This is a genomic window from Haemophilus haemolyticus, from assembly GCF_001679045.1.
Taxonomy (GTDB): domain Bacteria; phylum Pseudomonadota; class Gammaproteobacteria; order Enterobacterales; family Pasteurellaceae; genus Haemophilus; species Haemophilus haemolyticus.
Map to the genome: position 1 here is coordinate 85,181 of NZ_LYCK01000011.1, position 23,918 is coordinate 109,098.

The 23,918-nt window shown below is 38.9% G+C and carries 23 protein-coding genes; 9 read left to right on the forward strand and 14 right to left on the reverse strand.

What is annotated here, in order from left to right; translation table 11 throughout:
• Positions 1-24: 24 nt before the first annotated feature.
• Entirely contained in the window at positions 25-714 is a 690-nt protein-coding gene (dsbC, locus tag A8M50_RS03190) for a bifunctional protein-disulfide isomerase/oxidoreductase DsbC (protein WP_005646598.1), read from the reverse strand.
• Between the two features lie 131 nt (positions 715-845).
• Here dsbC and prfB point away from each other — a divergent pair.
• Both prfB and lysS read left to right on the forward strand, forming a co-directional pair.
• Positions 846-1,944 (forward strand): peptide chain release factor 2 gene (gene prfB, locus A8M50_RS03200; RefSeq protein WP_100185028.1). Its coding sequence is split into 2 segments (ribosomal slippage): positions 846-920 and positions 922-1,944, totalling 1,098 coding nucleotides; the frame shifts between segments, so codons are not numbered across the junction.
• A 112-nt stretch (positions 1,945-2,056) separates the two neighbouring features.
• Positions 2,057-3,565 (forward strand): lysine--tRNA ligase, encoded by a 1,509-nt coding sequence (gene lysS, locus A8M50_RS03205; protein ID WP_005646493.1) that lies wholly within the window; start codon positions 2,057-2,059, stop codon positions 3,563-3,565.
• Positions 3,566-3,650: 85 nt separating this feature from the next.
• On the opposite strand, the gene mdh is transcribed toward lysS, so the two are convergent.
• On the reverse strand, positions 3,651-4,586 hold the full coding sequence (gene mdh, locus A8M50_RS03210; RefSeq protein ID WP_005646648.1) for a malate dehydrogenase: 936 nt from the start codon (positions 4,584-4,586) through the stop codon (positions 3,651-3,653).
• A 206-nt stretch (positions 4,587-4,792) separates the two neighbouring features.
• Here mdh and argR point away from each other — a divergent pair, with 206 nt between their 5' ends.
• Both argR and A8M50_RS03220 read left to right on the forward strand, forming a co-directional pair.
• A complete protein-coding gene (argR, locus tag A8M50_RS03215; protein WP_005638679.1) occupies positions 4,793-5,248 on the forward strand; it encodes a transcriptional regulator ArgR in 456 nt (151 codons plus the stop codon).
• Positions 5,248-6,138, forward strand: coding sequence for a TIGR01777 family oxidoreductase (locus A8M50_RS03220; RefSeq protein WP_005646581.1), 891 nt, complete (start codon positions 5,248-5,250; stop codon positions 6,136-6,138). The genes argR and A8M50_RS03220 overlap by 1 nt, the downstream gene beginning before the upstream one ends.
• 66 nt (positions 6,139-6,204) lie before the next feature.
• On the opposite strand, the gene purF is transcribed toward A8M50_RS03220, so the two are convergent.
• The 3 genes from purF to yfbV all read right to left on the reverse strand — a co-directional run bounded on the left by purF (position 6,205) and on the right by yfbV (position 8,754).
• A complete protein-coding gene (gene purF, locus A8M50_RS03225; protein WP_005646614.1) occupies positions 6,205-7,722 on the reverse strand; it encodes an amidophosphoribosyltransferase in 1,518 nt (505 codons plus the stop codon).
• A 10-nt stretch (positions 7,723-7,732) separates the two neighbouring features.
• Positions 7,733-8,224 carry a CvpA family protein gene (locus A8M50_RS03230; RefSeq protein WP_005626270.1) on the reverse strand — a complete coding sequence of 164 codons (492 nt, stop codon included), beginning with the start codon at positions 8,222-8,224 and terminating at the stop codon, positions 7,733-7,735.
• A gap of 86 nt (positions 8,225-8,310) precedes the next feature.
• Positions 8,311-8,754 (reverse strand): terminus macrodomain insulation protein YfbV, encoded by a 444-nt coding sequence (gene yfbV, locus A8M50_RS03235; protein ID WP_005646621.1) that lies wholly within the window; start codon positions 8,752-8,754, stop codon positions 8,311-8,313.
• 220 nt (positions 8,755-8,974) lie between these two features.
• On the opposite strand from yfbV, the gene A8M50_RS03240 reads away from it, so the two are divergent.
• On the forward strand, positions 8,975-10,180 hold the full coding sequence (locus A8M50_RS03240) for an acetate kinase (RefSeq protein WP_005646616.1): 1,206 nt from the start codon (positions 8,975-8,977) through the stop codon (positions 10,178-10,180).
• A gap of 67 nt (positions 10,181-10,247) precedes the next feature.
• Entirely contained in the window at positions 10,248-12,383 is a 2,136-nt protein-coding gene (gene pta / locus A8M50_RS03245; protein ID WP_005646602.1) for a phosphate acetyltransferase, read from the forward strand.
• 77 nt (positions 12,384-12,460) lie between these two features.
• On the opposite strand, the gene smrB is transcribed toward pta, so the two are convergent.
• On the reverse strand, positions 12,461-12,964 hold the full coding sequence (smrB, locus tag A8M50_RS03250; RefSeq protein ID WP_005646638.1) for an endonuclease SmrB: 504 nt from the start codon (positions 12,962-12,964) through the stop codon (positions 12,461-12,463).
• 129 nt (positions 12,965-13,093) lie between these two features.
• Here smrB and prmB point away from each other — a divergent pair, with 129 nt between their 5' ends.
• Both prmB and A8M50_RS03260 read left to right on the forward strand, forming a co-directional pair.
• Positions 13,094-14,038, forward strand: coding sequence for a 50S ribosomal protein L3 N(5)-glutamine methyltransferase (gene prmB, locus A8M50_RS03255; RefSeq protein ID WP_005646529.1), 945 nt, complete (start codon positions 13,094-13,096; stop codon positions 14,036-14,038).
• A 103-nt stretch (positions 14,039-14,141) separates the two neighbouring features.
• A complete protein-coding gene (locus A8M50_RS03260) occupies positions 14,142-15,206 on the forward strand; it encodes an MFS transporter (protein ID WP_005646486.1) in 1,065 nt (354 codons plus the stop codon).
• 59 nt (positions 15,207-15,265) lie between these two features.
• Here the strand turns inward: A8M50_RS03260 and cysB are convergent, their stop codons facing one another.
• The 7 genes from cysB to A8M50_RS03295 all read right to left on the reverse strand — a co-directional run bounded on the left by cysB (position 15,266) and on the right by A8M50_RS03295 (position 22,179).
• Positions 15,266-16,237 (reverse strand): HTH-type transcriptional regulator CysB, encoded by a 972-nt coding sequence (gene cysB / locus A8M50_RS03265; RefSeq protein ID WP_005646499.1) that lies wholly within the window; start codon positions 16,235-16,237, stop codon positions 15,266-15,268.
• Positions 16,238-16,248: 11 nt separating this feature from the next.
• The gene (rluB, locus tag A8M50_RS03270) at positions 16,249-17,322 is read right to left on the reverse strand and encodes a 23S rRNA pseudouridine(2605) synthase RluB (protein ID WP_005646515.1); all 1,074 of its coding nucleotides are present in this window, start codon (positions 17,320-17,322) and stop codon (positions 16,249-16,251) included.
• Between the two features lie 47 nt (positions 17,323-17,369).
• The gene (locus tag A8M50_RS03275; protein WP_005646596.1) at positions 17,370-17,993 is read right to left on the reverse strand and encodes an L-threonylcarbamoyladenylate synthase; all 624 of its coding nucleotides are present in this window, start codon (positions 17,991-17,993) and stop codon (positions 17,370-17,372) included.
• Positions 17,994-18,127: 134 nt separating this feature from the next.
• Positions 18,128-18,997 carry a succinate--CoA ligase subunit alpha gene (gene sucD / locus A8M50_RS03280; RefSeq protein ID WP_005646630.1) on the reverse strand — a complete coding sequence of 290 codons (870 nt, stop codon included), beginning with the start codon at positions 18,995-18,997 and terminating at the stop codon, positions 18,128-18,130.
• Positions 18,997-20,166: an ADP-forming succinate--CoA ligase subunit beta gene (sucC, locus tag A8M50_RS03285; protein ID WP_005646523.1), complete on the reverse strand. Its 1,170-nt coding sequence runs from the start codon at positions 20,164-20,166 to the stop codon at positions 18,997-18,999. Before sucC ends, sucD begins: the two co-directional genes overlap by 1 nt.
• Before the next feature lie 35 nt (positions 20,167-20,201).
• The gene (gene rlmM, locus A8M50_RS03290; protein ID WP_005646490.1) at positions 20,202-21,293 is read right to left on the reverse strand and encodes a 23S rRNA (cytidine(2498)-2'-O)-methyltransferase RlmM; all 1,092 of its coding nucleotides are present in this window, start codon (positions 21,291-21,293) and stop codon (positions 20,202-20,204) included.
• The gene (locus A8M50_RS03295) at positions 21,286-22,179 is read right to left on the reverse strand and encodes a transcriptional regulator GcvA (RefSeq protein WP_005646618.1); all 894 of its coding nucleotides are present in this window, start codon (positions 22,177-22,179) and stop codon (positions 21,286-21,288) included. The genes rlmM and A8M50_RS03295 overlap by 8 nt, the downstream gene beginning before the upstream one ends.
• 476 nt (positions 22,180-22,655) lie before the next feature.
• On the opposite strand from A8M50_RS03295, the gene A8M50_RS03300 reads away from it, so the two are divergent.
• Complete coding sequence (locus A8M50_RS03300) at positions 22,656-23,687, forward strand: branched-chain amino acid aminotransferase (protein WP_005646627.1); 1,032 nt, start codon at positions 22,656-22,658, stop codon at positions 23,685-23,687.
• 53 nt (positions 23,688-23,740) lie between these two features.
• On the opposite strand, the gene A8M50_RS08990 is transcribed toward A8M50_RS03300, so the two are convergent.
• A complete protein-coding gene (locus A8M50_RS08990) occupies positions 23,741-23,881 on the reverse strand; it encodes a hypothetical protein (protein WP_005646552.1) in 141 nt (46 codons plus the stop codon).
• Between the last annotated feature and the right edge of the window lie 37 nt (positions 23,882-23,918).

The window sequence follows — 23,918 nt, forward strand, 5'->3', positions numbered from 1 at the left end:
TTATAAATATGAATATCGCTACAATTATTTTGTTGTTTCTTCAAGTGCGCTCAATAAATCAGCTGGTTTTAAATAACCGCCAATAAGCTCACCAGTTGAGGTAACAATACTTGGTGTGCCATTTACGCCAAATTGCGCGCCTAATTCATAATGTTTTTTCACAACATTTGGGGTTTTAACTTCTTTCGGTAAATTGCCTTTTTCTGCTTCATTTAAAGCAAAAACAGGATCTTTTGCCGTCCAAATCGCTTCCATTTGTTTTGCAGTTTGGTTATTCATGCCCGCACGAGGGAAAGCTAAATAACGCACGGTAATACCAAGATCGTTATATTCTTTTAATTGCTGATGTAATAAATGGCAATAATGGCAAGTAATGTCCATAAATACGGTCACAACATGCTTTTCATTTTTTGCGGGATAAACAATCATCTCATTTTTATAAGAATTAAGTTTATCCACTAAAATTTTACCCGCCACATCAACAGGACCATTATTTGTAAGTTCGTAAAGTTTACCTTGGAAAGCATATTTTCCATCGTCCGTCACATAAAGTACGCCTTGATCTGTTACGGCAGTTTTGATACCTGAAATTGGCGAGGATTTCACATCAATATTGGATGCGCCAAGAGACTGTAATTTGCTTTTAATTGTGGCATCATTTGCCATTGCATTAGCCGCAGCCACGCACAAAAGTGCGGTAAAAATTTTCTTCATTTTTTGTTCCTAAATAGCTTGAGTAAGAAAGTCTGAAATTATAGAGAGATTGCTAATTTCTGCAAGGTCAAACTATCCAAAAATAAGAAAATAGCATATAATTCCACACTTTATCACACAGTGAATTTATTATGTTTGAAATCAATCCTGTAAAAAATAAAATCACCGACTTATCCGACCGCACTTCGGTGCTTCGGGGGTATCTTTGACTTCGATGCCAAAGTTGAGCGTTTAGAAGAAGTCAATGCGGAATTAGAACAGCCAGATGTTTGGAATGATCCAGATAAAGCCCAAGCGCTTGGTAAAGAACGCGTTTCTTTAGAACAAGTTGTAAATACCATCAAAAATTTAGAACAAGGCTTAGAAGATGTTGATGGGTTGTTAGAACTCGCCATCGAAGCAGAAGATGAAGACACTTTCAATGAAGCAGTTGCTGAATTAGATGAACTCGAACAACAACTCGAAAAATTAGAGTTCCGTCGAATGTTTAGTGGCGAACATGATGCTTGCGATTGCTATGTGGACTTACAAGCAGGTTCTGGCGGTACGGAAGCTCAAGATTGGACAGAAATGTTGCTCCGTATGTATCTCCGTTGGGCTGAAAGCAAAGGTTTTAAAACAGAACTGATGGAAGTATCTGACGGTGATGTAGCTGGATTGAAATCAGCAACGATTAAAGTGAGCGGTGAATATGCTTTTGGTTGGTTACGAACAGAAACCGGTATTCATCGTTTGGTGCGTAAAAGTCCATTTGATTCCAATAACCGTCGTCACACATCATTCAGCGCAGCATTTGTCTACCCTGAAATTGATGACGATATTGATATTGAAATCAATCCTGCTGATTTACGTATTGATGTTTATCGTGCATCAGGAGCTGGTGGTCAGCACGTAAACAAAACTGAAAGTGCGGTGCGAATTACCCATATGCCAAGTGGCATTGTGGTGCAATGTCAAAATGACCGTTCACAGCACAAGAACAAAGATCAAGCGATGAAACAATTAAAAGCGAAATTGTATGAGCTTGAATTACAGAAGAAAAATGCAGATAAACAAGCAATGGAAGATAATAAATCTGACATTGGTTGGGGAAGCCAAATTCGTTCTTATGTATTAGACGATTCACGCATTAAAGATTTGCGTACTGGCGTGGAAAACCGTAATACGCAAGCCGTATTAGACGGTGATTTAGATCGATTTATTGAGGCGAGTTTAAAAGCTGGGCTTTAAGCATGATTTGCTGGATAAGTAAAGATGAGTTACTTATCCCATCATAAGAAATAATCCAAAAGTGCGGTTATTTTTGAAGGTATTTTTAAAGTTAAAATTAAAGGTAAACAATATGTCAGAACAAGAAGTTAAAGAATTAGATCTCAATGGCGAAATGCTCGTTCGTCGTGAAAAATTAGCCGCATTACGTGCAAAAGGTAATGCCTTTCCAAATAAGTTTCGTCGTGATGCGCTCGCACAAGATTTGCACAATCAATATGATGCAGAAGACGGTGAAATCTTAAAAGAGAAAAACGTTGAAGTACAAGTTGCTGGCCGTATTATGACTCGCCGCGCAATGGGTAAAGCGACGTTTATCACCATTCAAGATATGAGCGGTAAAATCCAGCTTTATGTTGCACGCGATAATTTGCCAGAAGGCGTTTACAAAGATGACGTTGGTACTTGGGATTTAGGTGACATCATTGGCGTTAAAGGCACTTTATTTAAAACCAAAACAGATGAACTCACCGTTAAAACCACTAAAGTTCAACTTTTAACTAAAGCGCTTCGCCCATTACCAGATAAATTCCATGGCTTAACCGACCAAGAAGTTCGCTATCGCCAACGTTATTTAGATTTAATTTCTAACGAAGAATCTCGCCGCACTTTTATTATTCGTTCTAAAGTTGTCGCGGGTATTCGTGAATATTTCATTTCTAAAGGTTTTATGGAAGTGGAAACGCCAATGTTACAAGTGATTCCAGGCGGTGCATCTGCGCGTCCTTTCGTGACTCATCACAATGCATTAGATGTGGATATGTATTTACGTATTGCACCTGAACTTTATTTAAAACGCTTAGTCGTTGGTGGATTTGAACGAGTATTTGAATTAAACCGTAACTTCCGTAATGAAGGGGTTTCTGTTCGCCATAATCCAGAATTTACTATGCTTGAATACTACCAAGCGTATGCGGACTACCATGATTTAATGGATAACACCGAAGAACTTCTTCGTAAACTAGCGATTGATATTCTTGGTACTACTATTGTGAAATACGGTGAATACGAATTTGATTTTGGTAAACCATTCGAACGTATTACGTTACACGATGCAACAATTAAATATGGTGCAGACAAAGGTATCGTAAAAGAAGATTTATATGACTTTGATCGTGCAAAAGCCACGGCAGAACGCTTAGGTATTGAAGTACAAAAATCTTGGGGCTTAGGCAGCATTGTCAATGCAATTTTTGAAGAAGTAGCTGAACATCACTTAATTCAACCAACATTCTTAATGGCTCATCCTGCGGAAATTTCGCCACTTGCACGTCGTAATGATGAAAATCCTGATGTAACAGATCGTTTTGAGCTATTTATCGGTGGTCGTGAAATCGGTAATGGTTTCTCAGAATTAAATGACGCTGAAGATCAAAATGAACGTTTTGATGCACAAGTGGCTGCGAAAGAAGCGGGCGATGATGAAGCGATGTTTAAAGATGAAGACTTTGTTGTTGCGCTAGAACACGGCTTACCACCAACAGCTGGTGAAGGTTTAGGTATCGACCGTCTAGCAATGCTTTATGCAAATGCACCATCAATTCGTGATGTTATCTTATTCCCTGCAATGCGTCAGAAATAATAAAGATACAAAGAAAAGCCACCATTTGGTGGCTTTTTTATCGAAACATAAAAAAGGGAGCTAACGCTCCCCTTATTTTTAATGATTAACCATTAATAAATTTTTCACCTAATTCAATATCTGCACGTAAAGTCGGCAACATATTTTCTAGAGCTTGTTGCTCAAAATTGCTTAATGGGCCAATTGGTAAAATTTCTTCTACACCTTCTTTGCCTAAACGAACTGGTTGAGAGAAGAAACGAGCATATTTGCCATCACCTTCAACATAAGTACATTCAACAACTGTCTCGCCACTCAATCCTTTCACTAAAGAACGAGCAAAACGTGCTGCTGCTTGTGCCATTGAAAGAGTTGCAGAACCGCCACCCGCTTTTGCATTGACCACTTCTGTACCTGCATTTTGGATACGTTTTGTTAATGGTTCGATTTCATCTTCATTCCACTCAGCATATTGAACTTGAGAAAGTAATGGAAGAATAGTCACACCTGAGTGACCACCAATAACAGGAACGCTCGTACGAGAAACATTTAAACCTTTTAATTCAGCCACAAAAGTTTCAGAACGTAACACGTCTAAAGTTGTCACACCAAATAATTTACGTTTGTCGTAAACACCTTCTTTTTTCAATACTTCAGCCGCAATCGCAACAGTTGTATTTACTGGGTTAGTAATGATACCAACGCACGCTTTCGGGCAAGTAACCGCGACTTTCTCAATTAAACCACGAACAATGCCTGCATTAATATTGAATAAATCTGAACGATCCATACCAGGTTTACGCGCAACGCCAGCAGAAATTAATACAACATCCGCACCTTTAAGCGCAGGAGTTGGATCTTCACCAGAAAAACCTTTCACATTCACTGCAGTTGGAATATGGCTCACATCCACTGCAACGCCAGGGGTAACAGGGGCAATATCATATAATGCTAAATCTGAACCAGCAGGCAACTGAAGTTTTAGTAATAACGCTAATGCTTGACCAATACCGCCTGCGGCGCCTAATACTGCAACTTTCATAAATACTCCTTATGTGTTAGTTAATTTAAGATGACCTGATTTTAAAATTTTCATCTCACAATTACAAACAGAGAAATATCATTCTATGATCTAGTTCACATTTCTGAGGTAATTTTTTCCTTCTCTTTGTTTTTATTCACATTTAAGTTGCTGAAAATGAATTTTTATGCAATTCTTATGCAAATTTTTGACTATTGAAAAATAAAATGACTGACAATTTAACTCGTGCTTTTAAAGAATTACTTAATCAAGAACGCTTTGGCTCTCAAAGTGAGATTGTCGATGCCTTAAAAAAACAAGGCTTTACAGGCATTAATCAATCAAAAATATCAAGAATGCTCACCAAATTTGGCGCTGTTCGTACCCGTAATACCAAAATGGAAATGGTCTATTGCTTACCAGGTGAATTGAGTGTTCCGAATACCAGTAGCCCATTAAAAAATCTTGTATTAGACGTTGATTACAATGATATGTTAATTGTCATTAAGACTTCTCCAGGTGCGGCACAACTCATCGCTCGCTTACTCGATTCAATTGGAAAATCAGAAGGCATCTTAGGCACTATCGCAGGCGATGACACAATTTTTATCACACCAACGCGTGGTACAAAAATTGTCGATTTACTCAAAAATGTTCAACGTTTATTTGAAAACGCGTTGTAATGAACATTTTATTAACTGGAGGCACAGGACTTATCGGCAAAGCACTTGTAGAACAACTCTGCTTACGCAATGAACAAGTGACGATCTTAACGCGCTCAAGTACGTCGCACACTATCTCAAAGCAAAAAAACATCAAATTTATTACCGCACTTTCAGAACTCGATTTACAAGAACAGTTTGATGCCATCATCAATCTTGCTGGCGAGCCGATTTTTCATAAAGCTTGGACGACAAAGCAAAAATCTATTTTACGAAAAAGCCGTTTAAGCCTCACTAGCCAACTGGTTAAATTCATTAATCAATATCAGCAACACCCTATTTTTATTTCAGGTTCAGCGACTGGAATTTACGGCGATCAAGACGAACAAAAAATTACCGAAACAAGCAAAACAGCAAAAACTTTCACCGCACAATTATGCCAAGATTGGGAAAATATTGCGCGACAAGCTGATGCAAGAGTTTGTTTGATTCGGACAGGCATAGTCTTTTCTAAGAAAGGAGGCGCACTTGCTAAAATGTTGCCTTTATACAAATGGGGACTTGGCGGCAAACTGGGCAATGGAGAGCAATATTTTCCCTGGATTGCTTTGGAAGATATGGTCAATGGCATTTTATTTTTACTCGATCATTCAGAGTGCCAAGGATCATTTAACTTAACCGCCCCGAATCCCATAAAACAGCATAAATTTAACCACACTTTGGCTAGGATATTAAAACGTCCAGCCTTTGCAATCATTCCAAAATGGGGATTACATTTCATTCTTGGCGAACGAGCGAATCTATTACTCGAAAGTCAAAATGTTGAGCCTGAAAAATTACTCAACGCGGGATTCCGATTTCAATATTCTGATTGCGAAAACTATCTAAAAGATATCCTAAAAAACAAATAAAAAAATCACCGCACTTTTTTTAATGCAGTGATTTTTATCGGACTAGATCTCTCGCCTTATCACAATTTATTGTTCATTATAAATTTCAAGATTAGATGCTTGTTTTTCACGTTTTTTCTTTGCACTATCGTTCCGTTGACTTGCAATTTTTTCTAAATATTCTGGCGTGATGTCGCCTGTAATATATTCGCCTGTGAACACTGAACAATCAAATCCTCGAATAGCTGGATTTTCTAATTGAACTGATTCGGTAAGTGCAGTCAAATCTTGGAAAATTAGTTTATCAACGCCAATCAAATGCGCAATTTCATCAACATTTCGACCGTAAGCGATCAGTTCATCACGGCTCGGCATATCAATACCATATACATTCGGATAACGAATTTCTGGAGCAGCAGAGGCAAAGTAAATTTTCTTCGCGCCTGCTGAGCGAGCCATTTCAACGATTTGCTCAGAGGTTGTACCGCGAACGATAGAATCGTCCACCAATAAGACGTTTTTATCTTTAAATTCAGCTTTGATGGTATTCAATTTGCGACGAACCGAACTAATACGCTGTGCTTGTCCCGGCATAATAAACGTACGACCAACATAGCGATTTTTCACAAATCCTTGTCGATAAGGTTTCCCTAATACACGAGCTATTTGTAACGCAATATCTGTGGAAGTTTCAGGAACGGGAATCACCACATCAATATTATCAATTTCATCCGCCCATTCTTTTGCAATTTTCTGTCCGAGTTTTTCGCCCATGTGAACACGTGCAGCATAAACAGAGACGCCATCAATCGTTGAATCTGGGCGTGCAAAATAAACATATTCAAAAATACAAGGATTTAGCACCGCACTTTCGGCACATTGTTGCGAATAAAGCTCGCCATCAAACGTCACATAAACGGCTTCACCTGGGGCAATATCGCGAACAAAGTCAAAACCCACAATATCTAAGGCTACTGTTTCAGAGGCAAACATATACTCAGTTGTGCTATTTTCTTCGCGTTTACCCAGCACCAAAGGACGAATACCAAAAGGATCACGAAACGCAACCATGCCATGCCCAATAATCATCGCTAAACAAGCATAAGCACCTCGCACATCGTTGTGAGTTTTACGAACGGCATAGAAAATATCTTGTGGATCGAGGTGATCTTGAGGAATATGATCGAGATGGTTGGCGAGAATATTAAGAAGAAGTTCAGAATCTGAATTCGTGTTTACATGGCGGCGAGCTGTTTTAAAGACTTTTTCTTTTAACTCCACTGAGTTGGTTAAATTGCCGTTATGCACTAAAGTGACACCATAGGGGGAATTCACATAAAAAGGCTGTGCCTCTGACACGCTAGAACTCCCCGCTGTAGGATAGCGAACATGCCCCAACCCAGCATTTCCTTGCAACCGTAGCATATGCTCTTGATGGAACACATCACTCACTAAACCGTTAGCTTTGCGTAAGCGGAAACGATTTTCATCGTCAACCGTCACAATGCCAGCAGCATCTTGCCCACGATGTTGCAAAAGAGTTAATGCTGCATAAATAGATTCATTAACCGGACTTTGGCTAACAATACCGACAATACCACACATTTTGTGTTCCTTATTGATTAAGCGTTGGATTTAAAAAACTTGAACTTGCCTGAAGTTGTTGAAAGAACCATTCAATAATAAAACCAAAGTGCGGTATTAATTGAGATTCTTTCCACCAATCAGTTTGTTCAAAATTGGTGAAGGTATCCATGAAAAATAATAACGCAGCGACAATCAGTGCACCGCGTACTAAACCAAAAATCGCACCTAACACACGATCTGTGCCACTTAAACCCGTCTTATCTACTAATTGACTAATCACATAATTTACTATGGCGCCCACGATTAAAGTCAGTACAAATAAAATCCCGATTGCGGTTCCGTTACGAATATACATTGATTCAATTTGCGTAAGATAAGCTGCAAGATAAGGATAGAACTGGCTTGCTACAATAAATGCCACAACCCAGCTACCGAGTGAAAGCACTTCGCGCACAAAACCGCGTAATAAACTGACAAGAATGGAAAAAGCGATAATGCCAATAATAATGTAATCGATCATTAAAAAATCTCTCAATGAAAAACGGCCGTTTAAAACGACCGAGGTATTCTACAAAAATAAAGCCCAAAAGAAAACGTTTGCGTAAACTAAATTTCCTGCCAAAAAGCACGTTCAAATTTGCTTTGAGCTTTCTTTAAGACTTCTGCTAAATGTTGGTATGTCGGTTGATCTTGCACGAAAGGCAAGGGTTCATGTAGTTGTTTTAAGCGTTCGCAAATATCATAAAACCATACCGCACTTTGATTTTCTAATGGCGAATTCGCACGCTTACCAAGCCAATAAAGACCTTGAAAAGGAATAAGCAAGGCAAAAAGTGCGGTCAAAATTGCAATAGAAAAGGCCATCAAATCATTTTTTGCATAAATCTGTTGCCACACCACTGCAAATACAGCAACAAAGGGCATGAATTTTTGTGCAAAATTCGTGGCTTTCATAATGCGGTTTTCAGGGAAAATAATCCCTAATTTAGCCTCCTGTGGCCAAGTATTAAGATAAATTTGTCCCTGTTTTAAAATGGAAAAAAATGCCATAAAAACACCTTTAAAAAACAACCGCACTTATCATACCCCAGTTTGCCTGAAATTGTCACCTTACTGAAAAAGTTTAATTTTTCAAAAAGTTCCATAAATCGTTGTCTTTTTATGCTGGGATGAATTTATTTTGTTTATCAAAAGGTGTATCCTATGCCAGATTTTTTCAGTCCATCTACAAGGTGGATTTCCATTAACTTTAATCAAATATAGGGTTCCCATGTCAAAACTTGTTCTTATCCTTAACTGTGGTAGTTCTTCACTAAAATTTGCAATTCTTGATCCTGCAACAGGTGAAGAAAAATTATCCGGCTTAGCGGAAGCATTTTTCTTACCAGAAGCGCGTATCAAATGGAAACTCAATGGTGAGAAAGGTAACGCAGATTTAGGCGCAGGCGCAGCGCATACTGAAGCGCTTAACTTTATTGCGTCTAATATCATGACAGATGAGCTTAAAAACTCTATCGCGGCAATTGGTCACCGTATCGTACATGGTGGGGAAAAATACACCCAATCTGTTATCGTAACTGATGAAGTCGTTAAAGGTATTGAAGATGCTGCACAATTTGCACCACTTCACAATCCAGCGCACTTAATCGGTATTCGCGAAGCATTCAACGCATTCCCGCACTTAAAAGATAAAAACGTGGTAGTTTTTGATACGGCATTCCACCAAACCATGCCTGAAGAAGCATTCCTTTATGCCCTTCCATACTCATTATATAAAGAACATGGCGTTCGTCGCTACGGTGCACACGGTACTAGCCACTACTTCGTTTCTCGTGAAGTCGCTGAATATGTAGGTAAACCTGCAGACCAAGTCAATACGATTATTTGTCACTTAGGTAATGGTGGTTCTGTTTCTGTTGTGCGTAACGGTAAATGTATCGATACATCAATGGGCTTAACTCCGTTAGAAGGTTTAGTCATGGGCACTCGTTGTGGTGATATCGACCCAGCAATCGTATTCTACCTATACAAAACTTTAGGTATGTCTATGGAACAAATCGAAGAGACTTTAGTGAAAAAATCTGGTCTTTTAGGTTTAACTGAAGTAACAAGCGACTGCCGTTATGCTGAAGATAATTACAATGATGCATCTAAACCAGAAGCAAAACGCGCTTTAGATGTATACAGCTATCGTTTAGCGAAATATATCGGTGCTTATATGGCTGTATTAGGTGATGATCACTTAGATGCGATTGCTTTCACAGGCGGTATTGGTGAAAACTCAGCACACGTTCGTGAATTAGCATTAAATCACTTGAAATTATTTGGTATTAAAGTAGATAACGAACGCAATCTAGCGGCACGTTTCGGTAAAGATGGCGTAATCACCACTGATGATTCCGCATTTAAAGCGATTGTTCTTCCAACTAATGAAGAATTAGTTATTGCACAAGATACCGCTAAACTTTGTTTCTAATTTAACAACAAGCTGCCGAATTTTTCGGCAGTTTTTATTTATAACATATACACATTAAGGTTTAACTATGTCTCGCACGATTATCCTTATCCCTGTAAGCACAGGCGTGGGTTTAACTAGCATTAGTCTGGGATTAATCCATTCTCTTGAACAAAAAGGCGCAAAAGTTGGTTTTATGAAACCAGTTTCTCAACCAAGCACAGGTGAAGATAAACTGGATCGCACAACCTCTATCATTCGCACCAGCACTAACCTTGAAACTTCTGAACCGTTTATGTTAAGCGTTGCGGAATCATTGATTGGGCAAAATCAGTCTGATGTATTGCTAGAAAAAGTTGTGGCAAATCACCAACAATTATCTAAAAATAACGATATCGTTGTGGTTGAAGGCTTAATTCCTACAAGAAAACACGGTTACGCAAATAGCATCAACTATGAAATTGCACAAGCATTAGATGCTGAAATCGTATTGGTTGCAGCGCCTGCAACTGAGACCCCAACCGAATTAAAAGATCGCGTAGAAGCAGCAGCCTCTCTATTTGGTGGTAAAAACAATCCAAATCTTTTAGGCGTGGTTGTAAACAAATTTAATGCACCCGTTGATGAATCTGGTCGTACACGCCCTGATCTTGCTGAAATCTTTGATTCATTCCAACACAGCCATGCTTGTGAAGCAGAAGTGAGCAAATTATTTGCAAATAGCTCAATCAAATTATTAGCTTGCGTGCCTTGGTCTGCAGATTTAATCGCAACACGTGCTATCGATTTAGTGAAATACTTAGGCGCATCCATTATCACTGAAGGAGATATTAACCGTCGTATCCGTGGTATCACTTTCTGCGCAAGAAGTTTACCAAATATGGTTGAGCATTTCCGTGCAGGCAGCTTATTAGTCGCTTCGGCAGATCGTCCAGATGTACTTGTGGCAGCCGCTCTCGCAGCGTCAAATGGTATTGAAATCGGCGGTCTTTTATTAACTGGCGGTTACAAAATTGATGCTCAAATCAATAAACTTTGCCAACCAGCTTTTGAAAAAGCAAAATTGCCAATCTTCCGTATTGAAGGTAATACTTGGCAAACAGCATTAAATTTACAAAACTTCAATCTTGAAGTGCCTGTTGATGATAAAGAACGTATTGAAAACATCAAACAATACACAAGCCAGCACTTTAATTCTGACTTTATCAATAACTTAGTTGCGGATTCTACTCGTTTACGTCGTTTATCCCCACCAGCATTCCGTTTCCAATTGACTGAACTTGCTCGTGCTGCGAAAAAACGCATTGTGCTTCCTGAAGGTGATGAACCTCGTACAATCAAAGCTGCCGTACTTTGTGCAGAACGTGGCATTGCAGAATGTGTGCTTTTAGCAGATCCAGCATCTGTTCAACGTGTAGCTGAAGCACAAGGTGTTAAATTAGGTAAAGGCATTACAATCATTAATCCTGCAGATGTTCGTGAAAACTATGTTGCTCGTTTAGTTGAATTACGTAAAGCTAAAGGTATGACTGAAACCGCGGCTCGTGAACAACTAGAAGACACTGTAGTACTTGGTACCATGATGTTAGAAGCAAATGAAGTGGATGGTTTAGTATCTGGTGCCGTTCACACAACTGCAAACACCATTCGCCCACCAATGCAAATCATCAAAACTGCACCAGGTAGTTCGATTGTTTCTTCTATTTTCTTTATGTTATTACCAGATCAAGTGCTTGTTTATGGTGACTGTGCGGTAAACCCAGATCCAACAGCAGAACAACTTGCAGAAATCGCAATTCAATCTGCGGATTCTGCAAAAGCATTTGGTATTGATCCAAAAGTCGCGATGATTTCTTACTCAACAGGTACATCTGGTAGCGGTGCTGATGTGGAAAAAGTGAAAGAAGCAACTCGTATTGCGAAAGAAAAACGCCCTGATTTATTAATCGATGGCCCATTACAATATGATGCGGCTGTGATGGAAGATGTGGCTCGCTCTAAAGCACCAAATTCACCAGTAGCAGGTAAAGCAACGGTATTCGTATTCCCTGACTTGAACACCGGCAACACTACTTACAAAGCAGTACAACGTTCTGCAGATTTAGTGTCTATTGGTCCAATGCTTCAAGGTATGCGCAAACCAGTCAATGACTTATCTCGTGGTGCCTTAGTTGATGATATTGTGTACACAATTGCCTTAACCGCAATTCAAGCGACACAATAGTTCAAGTAAAAACATAAAAGAAAATACCACACTTTGCCACTGGCAGTAGAAGTGCGGTATTTTTTTATAACGTTTTTTTACAAATCAACTAAAATCAAAATTGCGGCTTCACCGCCCCATTCTCTTGGCGCTTGATGTAATGCCCGTACTTTAGGATGTTGTACTAGCCAACGTGGAATTTGTTTTTTCAATGTAAAGGTACCATAGCCCGTCATGATACTGGCACAATCAACATGCTCATTTTCACAAGCCAGTAAAAGTGCGGCTAATTCTTGCTTAGCTTGTTCACGGGTTAAACCATGTAAATCTAAAAACAATTCTGGCGAAAAATCTCCACGACGAAGTTGTTTTAATAAATGGGAATCTTCCCCATCACGTAAATATTTCACAACACCATCATGCTCATTCAGTAACGGCTCATATTCATCAGAAAAATAGAACAATGTATCTTCTTTCGCTCGTAATTCTTTCAATTCTATTTTTTTCTGATCACGTTTCTGGCGGGGAGCAACAAAAGTATCTTGTTTAATCGGCCTAATGCCTTTGGTTTCCGCTCGGAATAAATCAAATTCGTCTTGCATTTTTTCTCATTAATTTCAAATTTTGCGTATCATATCATAGTTCTACATTCTCATCTGTGGTATAACTACGCCAAATTTTCACACCGAATTTTATGCTAACTTTTCTGCTCACTTTTATGGAGAAATGCGATGGAAACCTCACATAACCAAGAATTAGTTGCAACTATCTTGGAAGATAATGTTGCAAACGAACTACAAACCATCCAAGATTTTCTGCGTTGGACGTATAGCATTCTCAATCGCTCTGATATTTACTTCGGGCAAGGGCACGATAATCCTTGGGATGAAAGTCTGCAACTCATTTTAAGTGGCTTACATTTACCTATTGATTTACCTACCGAATTATTTAATAGTCGATTAACCCAATCTGAAAAAGAAACCTTAGTTCAACTTGTATTAACCCGAATCGAACAACGCGTACCGGTGGCATATTTAACAAATAGTGCTTGGTTCTGCGGTCACGAATTTTATGTAGATGAACGAACCATTATTCCACGCTCCCCAATTAGTGCATTAATTCAAGATCGCTTTGAAGATTTAATTTCACAAGAGCCGAATCATATTCTCGATCTATGCACAGGCAGTGGCTGTATTGCCATTGCTTGTGCTTATGCTTTCCCGAATGCAGAAGTAGATGCTGTCGATTTATCGGTTGATGCACTTAATGTCGCGGAGATCAATATTTCACGTCATCAATTAGAGCATCGCGTATTCCCGATTCAATCAAACTTATTTGAAAATATTTTGGGACAAAAATACGATCTTATCGTGACCAATCCACCTTATGTGGACGAAGAAGATCTCGCCGATATGCCGGAAGAATTCCATTTTGAACCAGAGTTAGCCTTAGGTTCTGGCCATGATGGCTTAAATATTACCAAACAAATTTTGAAACAAGCGCCAGATTACTTAACCGAAAATGGCGTGTTGGTGTGTGAAGTGGGCAATAGCATGATGAGCTTAATTGAGCAATATCCAGATGTACCATTTGAATGGGTAGAACTTAAGAATGGCGGATTAGGCGTATTTGCTATTCAGCGTAAAGATTTAGTGAAATATCACGATCTTTTTTAATCTTTCAAGTGCGGTAAAATTTTAATATCAATTTTAACCGCACTTATAAAACTCATGGCGCGCGTTATTCAACGCGTGCTTTTCTTTTTTATCATTTGACTCTATGAATTTACAAAAACTTTTACTTACTCGGCGTTTCTTTTCCACCCTTGCATTTTTTTCTGTGCAAACGGTATTTCTGATTTATCTACAAAGTAAAGGATTAAGCAACAGCGAAATTGCCTTTTCCTTATCACTACTCTTTTTCTCAAACCAAGCCCTTTCCATTCTTGCTGGTATTTGGGGCGATCGTTATGGTTTAGCCAAAATGATGTTGCTCGGCTGTTTTTTAGATGTGATAGCTTATATTTTCTTTCTCGCAGCAGATAATTATTTATTGCTTCTTATTGCGACCACTTGTTTTGGTTTAGGTAGTTGCTTATTTGGAACCAACGCCAAAGCCTGCTTACTTGTGCTGGCTGGGGATGAATACAAAGAAAAAACGCGCTTGCAAGGGAAATACCTAAAAGTGACCTCCATGTCATCCATGTTTGCGCCGCTTTTAGTCATCCCATTTATTAAATACGAACATATCGACTTGCTCATTTGGGTCTGCTTTTCAATAGAAGCCGTATTATTCGCCTTAATGGTGAAGCCTTTCTATCAAATTCAAACCTTACAAACGTTGGTAAAATTTCGCTTTACACAAATCAAAGAAATTATTACAAAAGAATTTCTAATAGTACATTTAATGCTATTTTTACCTCTTGCCATTGCGAGCTCTTTCTTTGTCATTTTCCCATTTTTATTTAACAATAAACTTGGCATGCCTGAACATTCGCCGATAGCATTATTTGGCAACGGCTTACTCACCGTGCTATTACAAAGCTATTTTTCCCGAAAAATTAATTTAACGATCAAACAAGCAGCATGGGTTGCGCCTCTGTTGGCTATTGGAATTATCGTGCCTTGGTTTATCACCTTACATTATCTTTCCGTATTTTCAGCCTATGCCTATCTCGTCATTTTTACCGTCATTGAAGTATATGCCCTCACAGCGATGGCAAACTTATTAGTAAAATTTGATAATGGCACTAATCGTGGCTTTATTTTTGGCGCATCAAGATTATTACTTTCTATCGCAACAGTCGGTGTGATGAACCTTGTTCCAGTTCTATTTTTAGTATAAAAAAGTGCGGTTGAAATTCTTATTAAATTCCAACCGCACTTCACACCATATAAATAAAATTATTTCACTTCTAATTCAATACCTTCAAATAATCGCTTCACGGCATTGTTATCACGCAAATGTTCCGCCTTTTCAACAACAGGACGCGTTAAGTGTGGCGAAAAATATGCCATAAAATCATACATATAATTACGTAAAAACGTACTATGTTTAAAAGCAATATTTGTCATACTGGCACGGAATAAATGACTCGCATCAATTGCAACAAGATCTTTATCAAACTCAGTATGCGCCATTGATGCCATAATACCCACACCTAATCCTAAGCGCACATAAGTCTTAATGACATCCGCATCAGTAGCTGTGAATACAATATTAGGCAATATTCCTGCGCTATTAAAAGCATAATCTAGATCGGATACGCCTGTAAAACCAAAGGTATAAGTAACAAGAGGATATTTTCCTAGTGCTTCAATCGTTAGTTTTTCTGCATTAACTAAAGGGTGATCTGGTTTTACAATGACGGAACGGTTCCACCAATAACAAGGTAATTGAATTAAATCATCATACAAATGTGGCGCTTCAGTTGTAATCGCCAAATCTACCTCACCGGACATTAACGCATCGTGAATTTGTGTTGGTGAACCTTGATGAATATGTAAACTCACATCTGGATATTTTTTGGAGAATCGTTCAATCACGCTTGGCAAAATATAACGTGCCTGAGTATTTGTCGTCGCAATACGTAATACACCGTGATTGGGCTGAGTATATTCATCAGCAACGGCACGGATACCTTGTGCTTTAACAAGTAACTCGCGTGCAATCGAAATAATCTTTTTCCCTGCTGGCGTAATTGATTTTATATGCTTGCCATGACGTTCAAAAATTTCTAGACCTAATTCATCTTCCAGCAACCGCACTTGCTTACTAATTCCAGGCTGTGATGTATAAAGCGCATTAGCCGCTTCAGTTACATTTAAATTATGGTTAGCAATTTCAACAATATACCGCAGTTGCTGCATTTTCATAAAAAAAGTCCTTATTTTTTATAACGTTTGCTAAGTTCAGAATAACGTTTTACTGCTTTACGAATTTGTCCTGATTTTGGACGACGACGTGGCTGTGTAACATCTAATTTCGTTTCAGTTTCAGCTGGTAATCCCACAAGTTCACGCAAGTAGTTAACATTTTCAAGATCCATTTCTTCCCAGCCACCACGAGGCAAACCTTTCATCAGTTTGATATTGCCGTAACGAATACGAATCAGACGGCTGACTTGAATCCCTTGGGATTCCCACAAACGGCGAACCTCACGGTTACGTCCTTCCATCAAGGTTACGTCATACCATTGGTTGATACCCACACCACCTGTAAATTTAATTTCTTTAAAGTTGGCAGGGCCATCTTCAAGCTGAACGCCCTTACGTAAACGCGCTAACATTGCATCATCCACTTGACCAAATACACGCACGGAATATTCACGTTCAACTTCACGGCTTGGGTGCATTAAGCGATTTGCTAATTCACCATCAGTAGTGAAAAGCAACAAACCCGATGTATTAATATCTAAACGCCCCACCGCAATCCAACGAGAGCCTGTTAAACGTGGCAAACGATCAAACACTGTGGCTCGCCCTTCAGGATCGCAACGAGTACAAAGTTCACCTTCAGGTTTGTAATACATTAACACGCGGCAAATTTCTTTTTGTGCGTGACTAAGATTAATGATTTGCCCATCAATACGCACTTTCACGCCAGAATATACGTCAATACGATCGCCTAAAGTCGCAATTTTACCCTCTACGCTCACTCGGCCAGCGGCAATCATCGTTTCAATTTCACGACGAGACCCTTGTCCAGCACGCGCTAAAACTTTCTGTAATTTTTCACCCTCTGCTTTAGGTTGATTCGAGGCTTTTACAACGGGTTTCGCTTTTGGCTTAGATAAAAATTTGTTGTCAGAATTAACCGCACTTTTTTTCGTATTTGCCGTTTCTACGCGAGCAGTACGAGACACTGAACGTCTATTATTTTTAGCTGAAAAATCACTTTTCTTTGCTGAATCTTTGGAAAAGTGCGGTTGTCTTTGAGTTTGTTTTTGACTAGGTTTCATTGTTTTCCTTAAATAATGGAAAGGTCGCTTTCACAAGCGTCTATAAGTTAAATAAAAGGATCGGTGCTTCCACTTCCTTCGCGCAAAATCACTGGTGATTCTTCCGTTAAATCCACCACTGTTGTAGGCTCTTGCCCTAAATATCCACCATGAATAATTAAATCGACTTGGTGTTCCAAACGATCTCGAATTTCCTCAGGATCAGATTGCGTAGTATGTTCTTCACCTGGCAACATTAACGAACAAGATAAAATCGGCTCGCCTAAGGCTGAAAGTAAATCTAAAGCGATCTTATTATCTGGTACGCGTAAACCTATAGTTTTACGTTTTGATGTCATTAAACGGCGCGGTAATTCTTTCGTTGCAGTAAGAATAAAAGTATAACGCCCTGGCGTATTATTTTTAATCAAACGATACGCAGTATTGCTCACCGTTGCGTAAGTTGAAATCTCCGATAAATCACTACACACCAACGTAAAATTATGTCCTTCAGGCAATTTACGAATTGCTACAATGCGATCCATTGCATGTTTATCGCCCATCATACAGCCTAAGGCATATCCAGAATCCGTCGGATACACAATCACACCGCCTTTTTGTAAAATCTCTACAGCTTGATTAATCAAGCGCGCTTGTGGATTTTCAGGGTGGATGTAAAAAAATTGGCTCATGTGTTTCTTCCTTAAAAAGTGTGCGCTGATTATAGCAGTTTTGCGCTCACTTTATAATGGCGAGCACATAAAAATAAAGGCGTAGAGAGTCAATCTACGCCTTATCAAACTAAAGTGCGGTTAATTTTCTGAAATTATTTTAATACCTTTCTCAAGGCTGCACCAATTTCAGCGAGGCTTTTTACACAGGTCACACCTGCGGCCTCAAGCGCTGCAATTTTTTCTGCGGCAGTGCCTTTTCCCCCACTAATAATGGCCCCAGCATGTCCCATCCGTTTGCCTTTTGGCGCAGTGATACCCGCAATATAGGCTACCACTGGTTTAGTAACGTTATCTTTTATGAAGGTTGCCGCTTCTTCCTCTGCAGAACCGCCGATCTCGCCAATCATCACAATGGCTTCTGTTTCGGCATCTTGTTGAAATCTTTCAAGAATATCAATAAAACTAGAGCCGGGAATAGGATCTCCTCCGATACCCACACAAGTCGATTGTCCAAAGCCTTCATCTGTAGTTTGTTTTACCGCTTCATACGTTAAAGTACCAGAACGAGAAACAATCCCCACTTTGCCTTTTTTATGTATGTGTCCTGGCATGATGCCGATTTTACATTCATCAGGCGTAATCACACCTGGGCAATTTGGTCCAATCATCACAACGCCTGTTTCATTTAATTTTTGTTTCACCTTAAGCATATCCAATGTAGGGATGCCCTCAGTAATGCAGACAATTAACTGAATCCCTGCATCAATGGCTTCAATTATGGCATCTTTACAAAATGGTGCTGGTACATAAATGACGGTCGCTGTTGCTCCCGTATTTTCGACAGCTTCACGAACTGTATTAAATACAGGCAAACCAAGATGAGTACTTCCACCTTTATTTGGTGATACACCACCGACTAATTGCGTTCCGTAGGCTAATGCTTGTTCAGAATGAAAAGTCCCTTGTCCACCAGTAAAACCTTGGCAAATCACTTTGGTATTTTTATCAATTAAAATCGCCATTAGTGTTCTCCTTTTGCTGCATTCACGGCTAATTCTGCGGCTTGTTGTAAACTGTGTGCGGTAAGAATATTAACATCGCTTTCCGCTAAAATTTGGCGACCGATTTCAGCATTCGTTCCTTCTAATCGCACAACCACAGGCACTCTCACGCCCACTTCATTTACTGCAGCAATCACGCCTTCAGCAATCAAATCACAACGAACAATGCCACCAAAAATATTCACTAAAATCACCTTCACTGAAGGATCGGTTAAAATGATTTTGAACGCTTCAGCAACCCGTTCTTTCGTTGCACCACCACCCACATCAAGAAAATTCGCAGGCTTCCCACCATAGAGTTTCACAATATCCATGGTGCCCATTGCAAGCCCAGCCCCATTTACCATACAACCAATGTCACCCTCTAAAGCCACATAGTTTAACTGGAATTTTTCAGCTTCTGCTTCACGAGCATCATTTTGAGTTAAATCTTGCAGTGCCAATAAATCTTTATGGCGAAATAAAGCGTTATCATCAACAGATATTTTGGCATCGAGACAAACCAAATTGCCTTGTTTAGTCAGAACAAGCGGATTGACTTCCACTAAAGATAAATCTTTTTCTAAAAACAAACGAGATAAGCCCATAAAGATATCGGTAAACTGTTTGTTTTGCGCACCACTTAACCCTAATTTAAACGCCAATTCACGGCCTTGATAAGGCAATCCTCCAAATAAAGGATCAATGGTGATTTTGTGGAGTAAGTGCGGTGAATTTTGCGCGACTTCTTCAATATTCATTCCCCCAGCAGGAGAAGCAATAAACATAACTTTTTGAGAGGCGCGATCAACAACCGCACTTAAGTAAAATTCTTTATCAATATCGCAAGTTTCTTCAAAATAAATCTGGTTTACTGGCTGACCCAATTTATCCGTTTGAAAAGTGACTAAACGTTGTCCTAGCCATTTTTCTGCAAAAGATCTTGCTTCCTCTACATCGTGCACTAATTTAACGCCACCCGCTTTACCACGCCCACCCGCATGAACTTGGCATTTCGCCGCCCACTTATCGCCTGAAAGTTGAGCCAGTACCAAATCTACTTCATCAACAGATTGACAGACCGCCCCATTTTTTACGGGTAATCCATAATGCTCAAATAGTTGTTTTGCTTGGTATTCGTGTAAATTCATTCGCGACGTCCTTTTTGGTTATGAAAACAATTCACTCAAGATTTTAATGCTATATGTACCGTGATTTCTTCACGATCGTGATATAAATGTTTAGCTTGAATATCAAAATTCAAATTCTGCTCCGCCAACATAACAGCTAAGTTTTCTAAACATAATATCACTTCTTGATAACGTTTTTTCATGGGTAATTTTAAATTGAAGATCGTTTCTCGGCACCAACCATTCAACAACCATTTGCCAATCAATAACGAAATACGACTTGGTTGTTCCACCATATCACAGACTAACCAATCCACTTTTTTCCTTTTGGGAGGCTGAAATTTAAATCCATCTTCCGCGCAATGTTCAATGCGCCCCGTATCATGCAAACTCGCCGCCATTTTTCCGTGATCAACTGCATAAACAAATAAACCGCGTTTGACTAATTGATACGTCCAACCGCCAGGGCAAGCCCCTAAATCAACGCCAATCATATTTTCATTTAAACGTTTATTCTCTTCTTTACGCGGAATAAAAGTCAAAATAGCCTCTTCTAGTTTTAACGTAGATCGACTTGGCGCATCTGCCGGAAATTTTAAACGAGGGATTCCCATAAAATGGGGGGAATGATTATCCACATAAGAATATCCCACATAGCAGCAATTCGGTTTTACAAAAAAACAATGTAAAAATTGACCGCACTTTTGAGTCACTTTTGCCGAAAGCCAGCCTTGTTTTTTCAATGCCTGACGTAAAGGCACGGTAAATTTACGACAAAAAGTGGAAAGCTCCTTCGCTTCATTTGTATCTGCAGTTTCTACAAAAAGCTCGCTAGATTGAGCAAAATTAATTTGTTGTGATAATTCTTCAAACGCCGCCACGATGGGACTAATACGATCAGCGGGATCTAAATCCTTTAATAAATCAGAAATAACTACCATCTGACGAGCAAAAATCAAACGGTTAAAAGGAATGTCTCGGGCAAGGCGATCTGCCTCATCAGGTTGATAACATTCAAAAATGACATATCCCGAATTATCTTGTACTCGTGCAAAACCAAATACACCTAAATTACTTGCTTGATCGGTGATCTCTGCGGCGACTTCTTTCTCAAAACCAGGGCGACAATATAATGCGAGTTTATTCATTTTCTTCTTGTTTAATTGAGTTAATAATCCATTGACGGAATGCTTGAATTTTTTGATCATCTAGGCGATCCAGATGATTGACCACATAAAATGATTTTGGATCAGGCAAATTAGTTGGCAATACCACTGTTAATGAGCCATTTTCAATTTCTTGTAAGGCTAATAAACGATTAGCTAATACAATACCTTGCCCATGAATTGCTGCCTGTAACGCCATAAATGTATGGCTAAATAACGGCCCTTGCTGAATATTTAAATCATCTAACTGTAAATGATTTGCCATCGCTTGCCAATTATCACGCGTATGAATGTGAATTAATGTGTGTTTTTTTAAATCTTCAGACTGAATAATTGGATTTTCGGCTAACAATTCAGGCGACGCTAAAATCAATAAATTTTCTTCACCAAGACGATCCACTTGAAGATTCTGCCAATTTCCCAAACCATAATAAATAGCAAGATCAATTTCTTTATTTAGCAAGCCTTCATCTTGATCCACGCCTGTTAAACGAACCTCAATTTGCGGATAAAGCTGATTAAATTCACTTAAATGTGGCACAAGCCATTGGATACCAAAAGTTTGTGGTACGCTAATATTTAAATGCGGATCCGTTTTTAACGTTAATAATCGCTCTGTTGCTTCATTTAAGCGACGCAGAATTTTATTAATATCAACAAAATAAGCTTTTCCAAGCTCTGTTAATTCTAAAGAACGATTCTTTCGCTTAAATAATTCAATTCCTAAGAACTCTTCTAATAATTTAATTTGATGACTAACTGCCGCTTGTGTGACACAAAGCTCATCCGCCGCTTTAGTAAAACTTAAATGGCGAGCAGCCGACTCAAAAGATTTTAGCGAATTCAATGGTGGCAAACGTTTATACATAAGTATTTCCATTCATAAAATTTTTGTCTATAATAGACAAGATCTAATTCGGATTAGTTTTTCTAATACCTCAAATAAAAAAACGTCATTTGTCCTTTCCTACCCTTTTTCCTTACAATACAACCATACTTAATGATTGGTAATTCTTTACTAGTTAATGAGTTTCGGACTTAAGTATGATGTTGTGTTTGCATATAGTTCGGGTAACCGAACTTGAGTAACAAATATGTTACTCATTTACTTCCTGTATATTATTAAACCAATTTGGTTAAACGCTGCTCTCATTGAGTGGCGTTTTTTTCATCCCGATTTTAGCATAACTATATCTTTATTTCCTGCCCTGTTTCCAAAATTTCCTTATTCCTTTTTAATTGGCTAAAAATTGCATAATTTCGAGAATTTATTATTTAAATCACTGCTGGAATGGTGTAGATTAAACGGTATTTCATTCAAAAAAATAATATTAAGGAAGCAAAATGAAAGACTTAGACTGGAATAACCTTGGTTTTAGTTATATTAAAACAGATTACCGTTTCATCGCTCACTGGAAAGATGGCAAATGGGACGAAGGCAAACTCACAACAGACAATACCTTGCATATTCACGAAGGTTCTACCGCACTTCACTACGGTCAACAATGCTTTGAAGGCTTAAAAGCTTATCGTTGCAAAGACGGCTCAATTAACTTATTCCGTCCACAAGAAAATGCAAAGCGCATGCAACATACTTCGGATCGTTTACTCATGCCACAAGTGCCCACTGAATTATTTATCCGTGCATGTAAAGAAGTGGTGAAAGCGAACGAAGAATGGGTAGGACCTTACGGCTCTGGCGCAACCCTATACTTACGTCCATTCTTAATTGGTGTGGGTGAAAATATCGGTGTGAAAGCTGCGCCAGAATTTATTTTCTCTGTATTCTGCTGCCCAGTGGGTGCCTATTTCAAAGGTGGTTTAACACCATCTAACTTTATTACCACAGAATATGATCGCGCTGCACCAATGGGAACAGGCGGCGTAAAAGTGGGTGGTAACTACGCTGCGAGCCTTCTGCCACATGTATTAGCGGCAGAACAAGGTACGCCAGAACGTAAATTTGCGGATGCTATTTATTTAGATCCAAAAACTCACACCAAAATTGAAGAAGTCGGTGCGGCAAACTTTTTTGGAATCACAAAAGACAATAAATTCATCACACCAAAATCAGAATCTATTTTACCAAGTATCACCAAATACTCTCTTTTACATATCGCAAAAGAGCGTTTAGGTATGGAAGCAATTGAAGGCGATGTTTATATCGATCAGCTAGATCAATTTGCTGAAGCTGGTGCCTGTGGTACTGCTGCAGTAATTTCACCTGTTGGCGGTATCCAACATAAAGGCAAATTCCATGTATTCTATTCTGAAACTGAAGTGGGCCCAGTAACTCGTCGCCTTTATGAAGAACTCACAGGTATTCAGTTCGGTGATATCGAAGCACCTGAAGGCTGGATTGTGAAAGTAGAATAATTTCTACCAATAGAAAAACGAAAGTGCGGTTAAAAATCAACCGCACTTTTTTATTAATTCAATCCCCATTGGCGAGAATCTTTATCAAATTTAACACCTGAATGAGAACCTTCTGCGCCGTTAAAATACACATCTTTATTCGCACAAGCTGAAATAATCAATGCGCCTGCGATAATCAATAACCATTTTTTCATAAGTAAACCTTTTTGCTAAATTAAAAACGTGCGAATT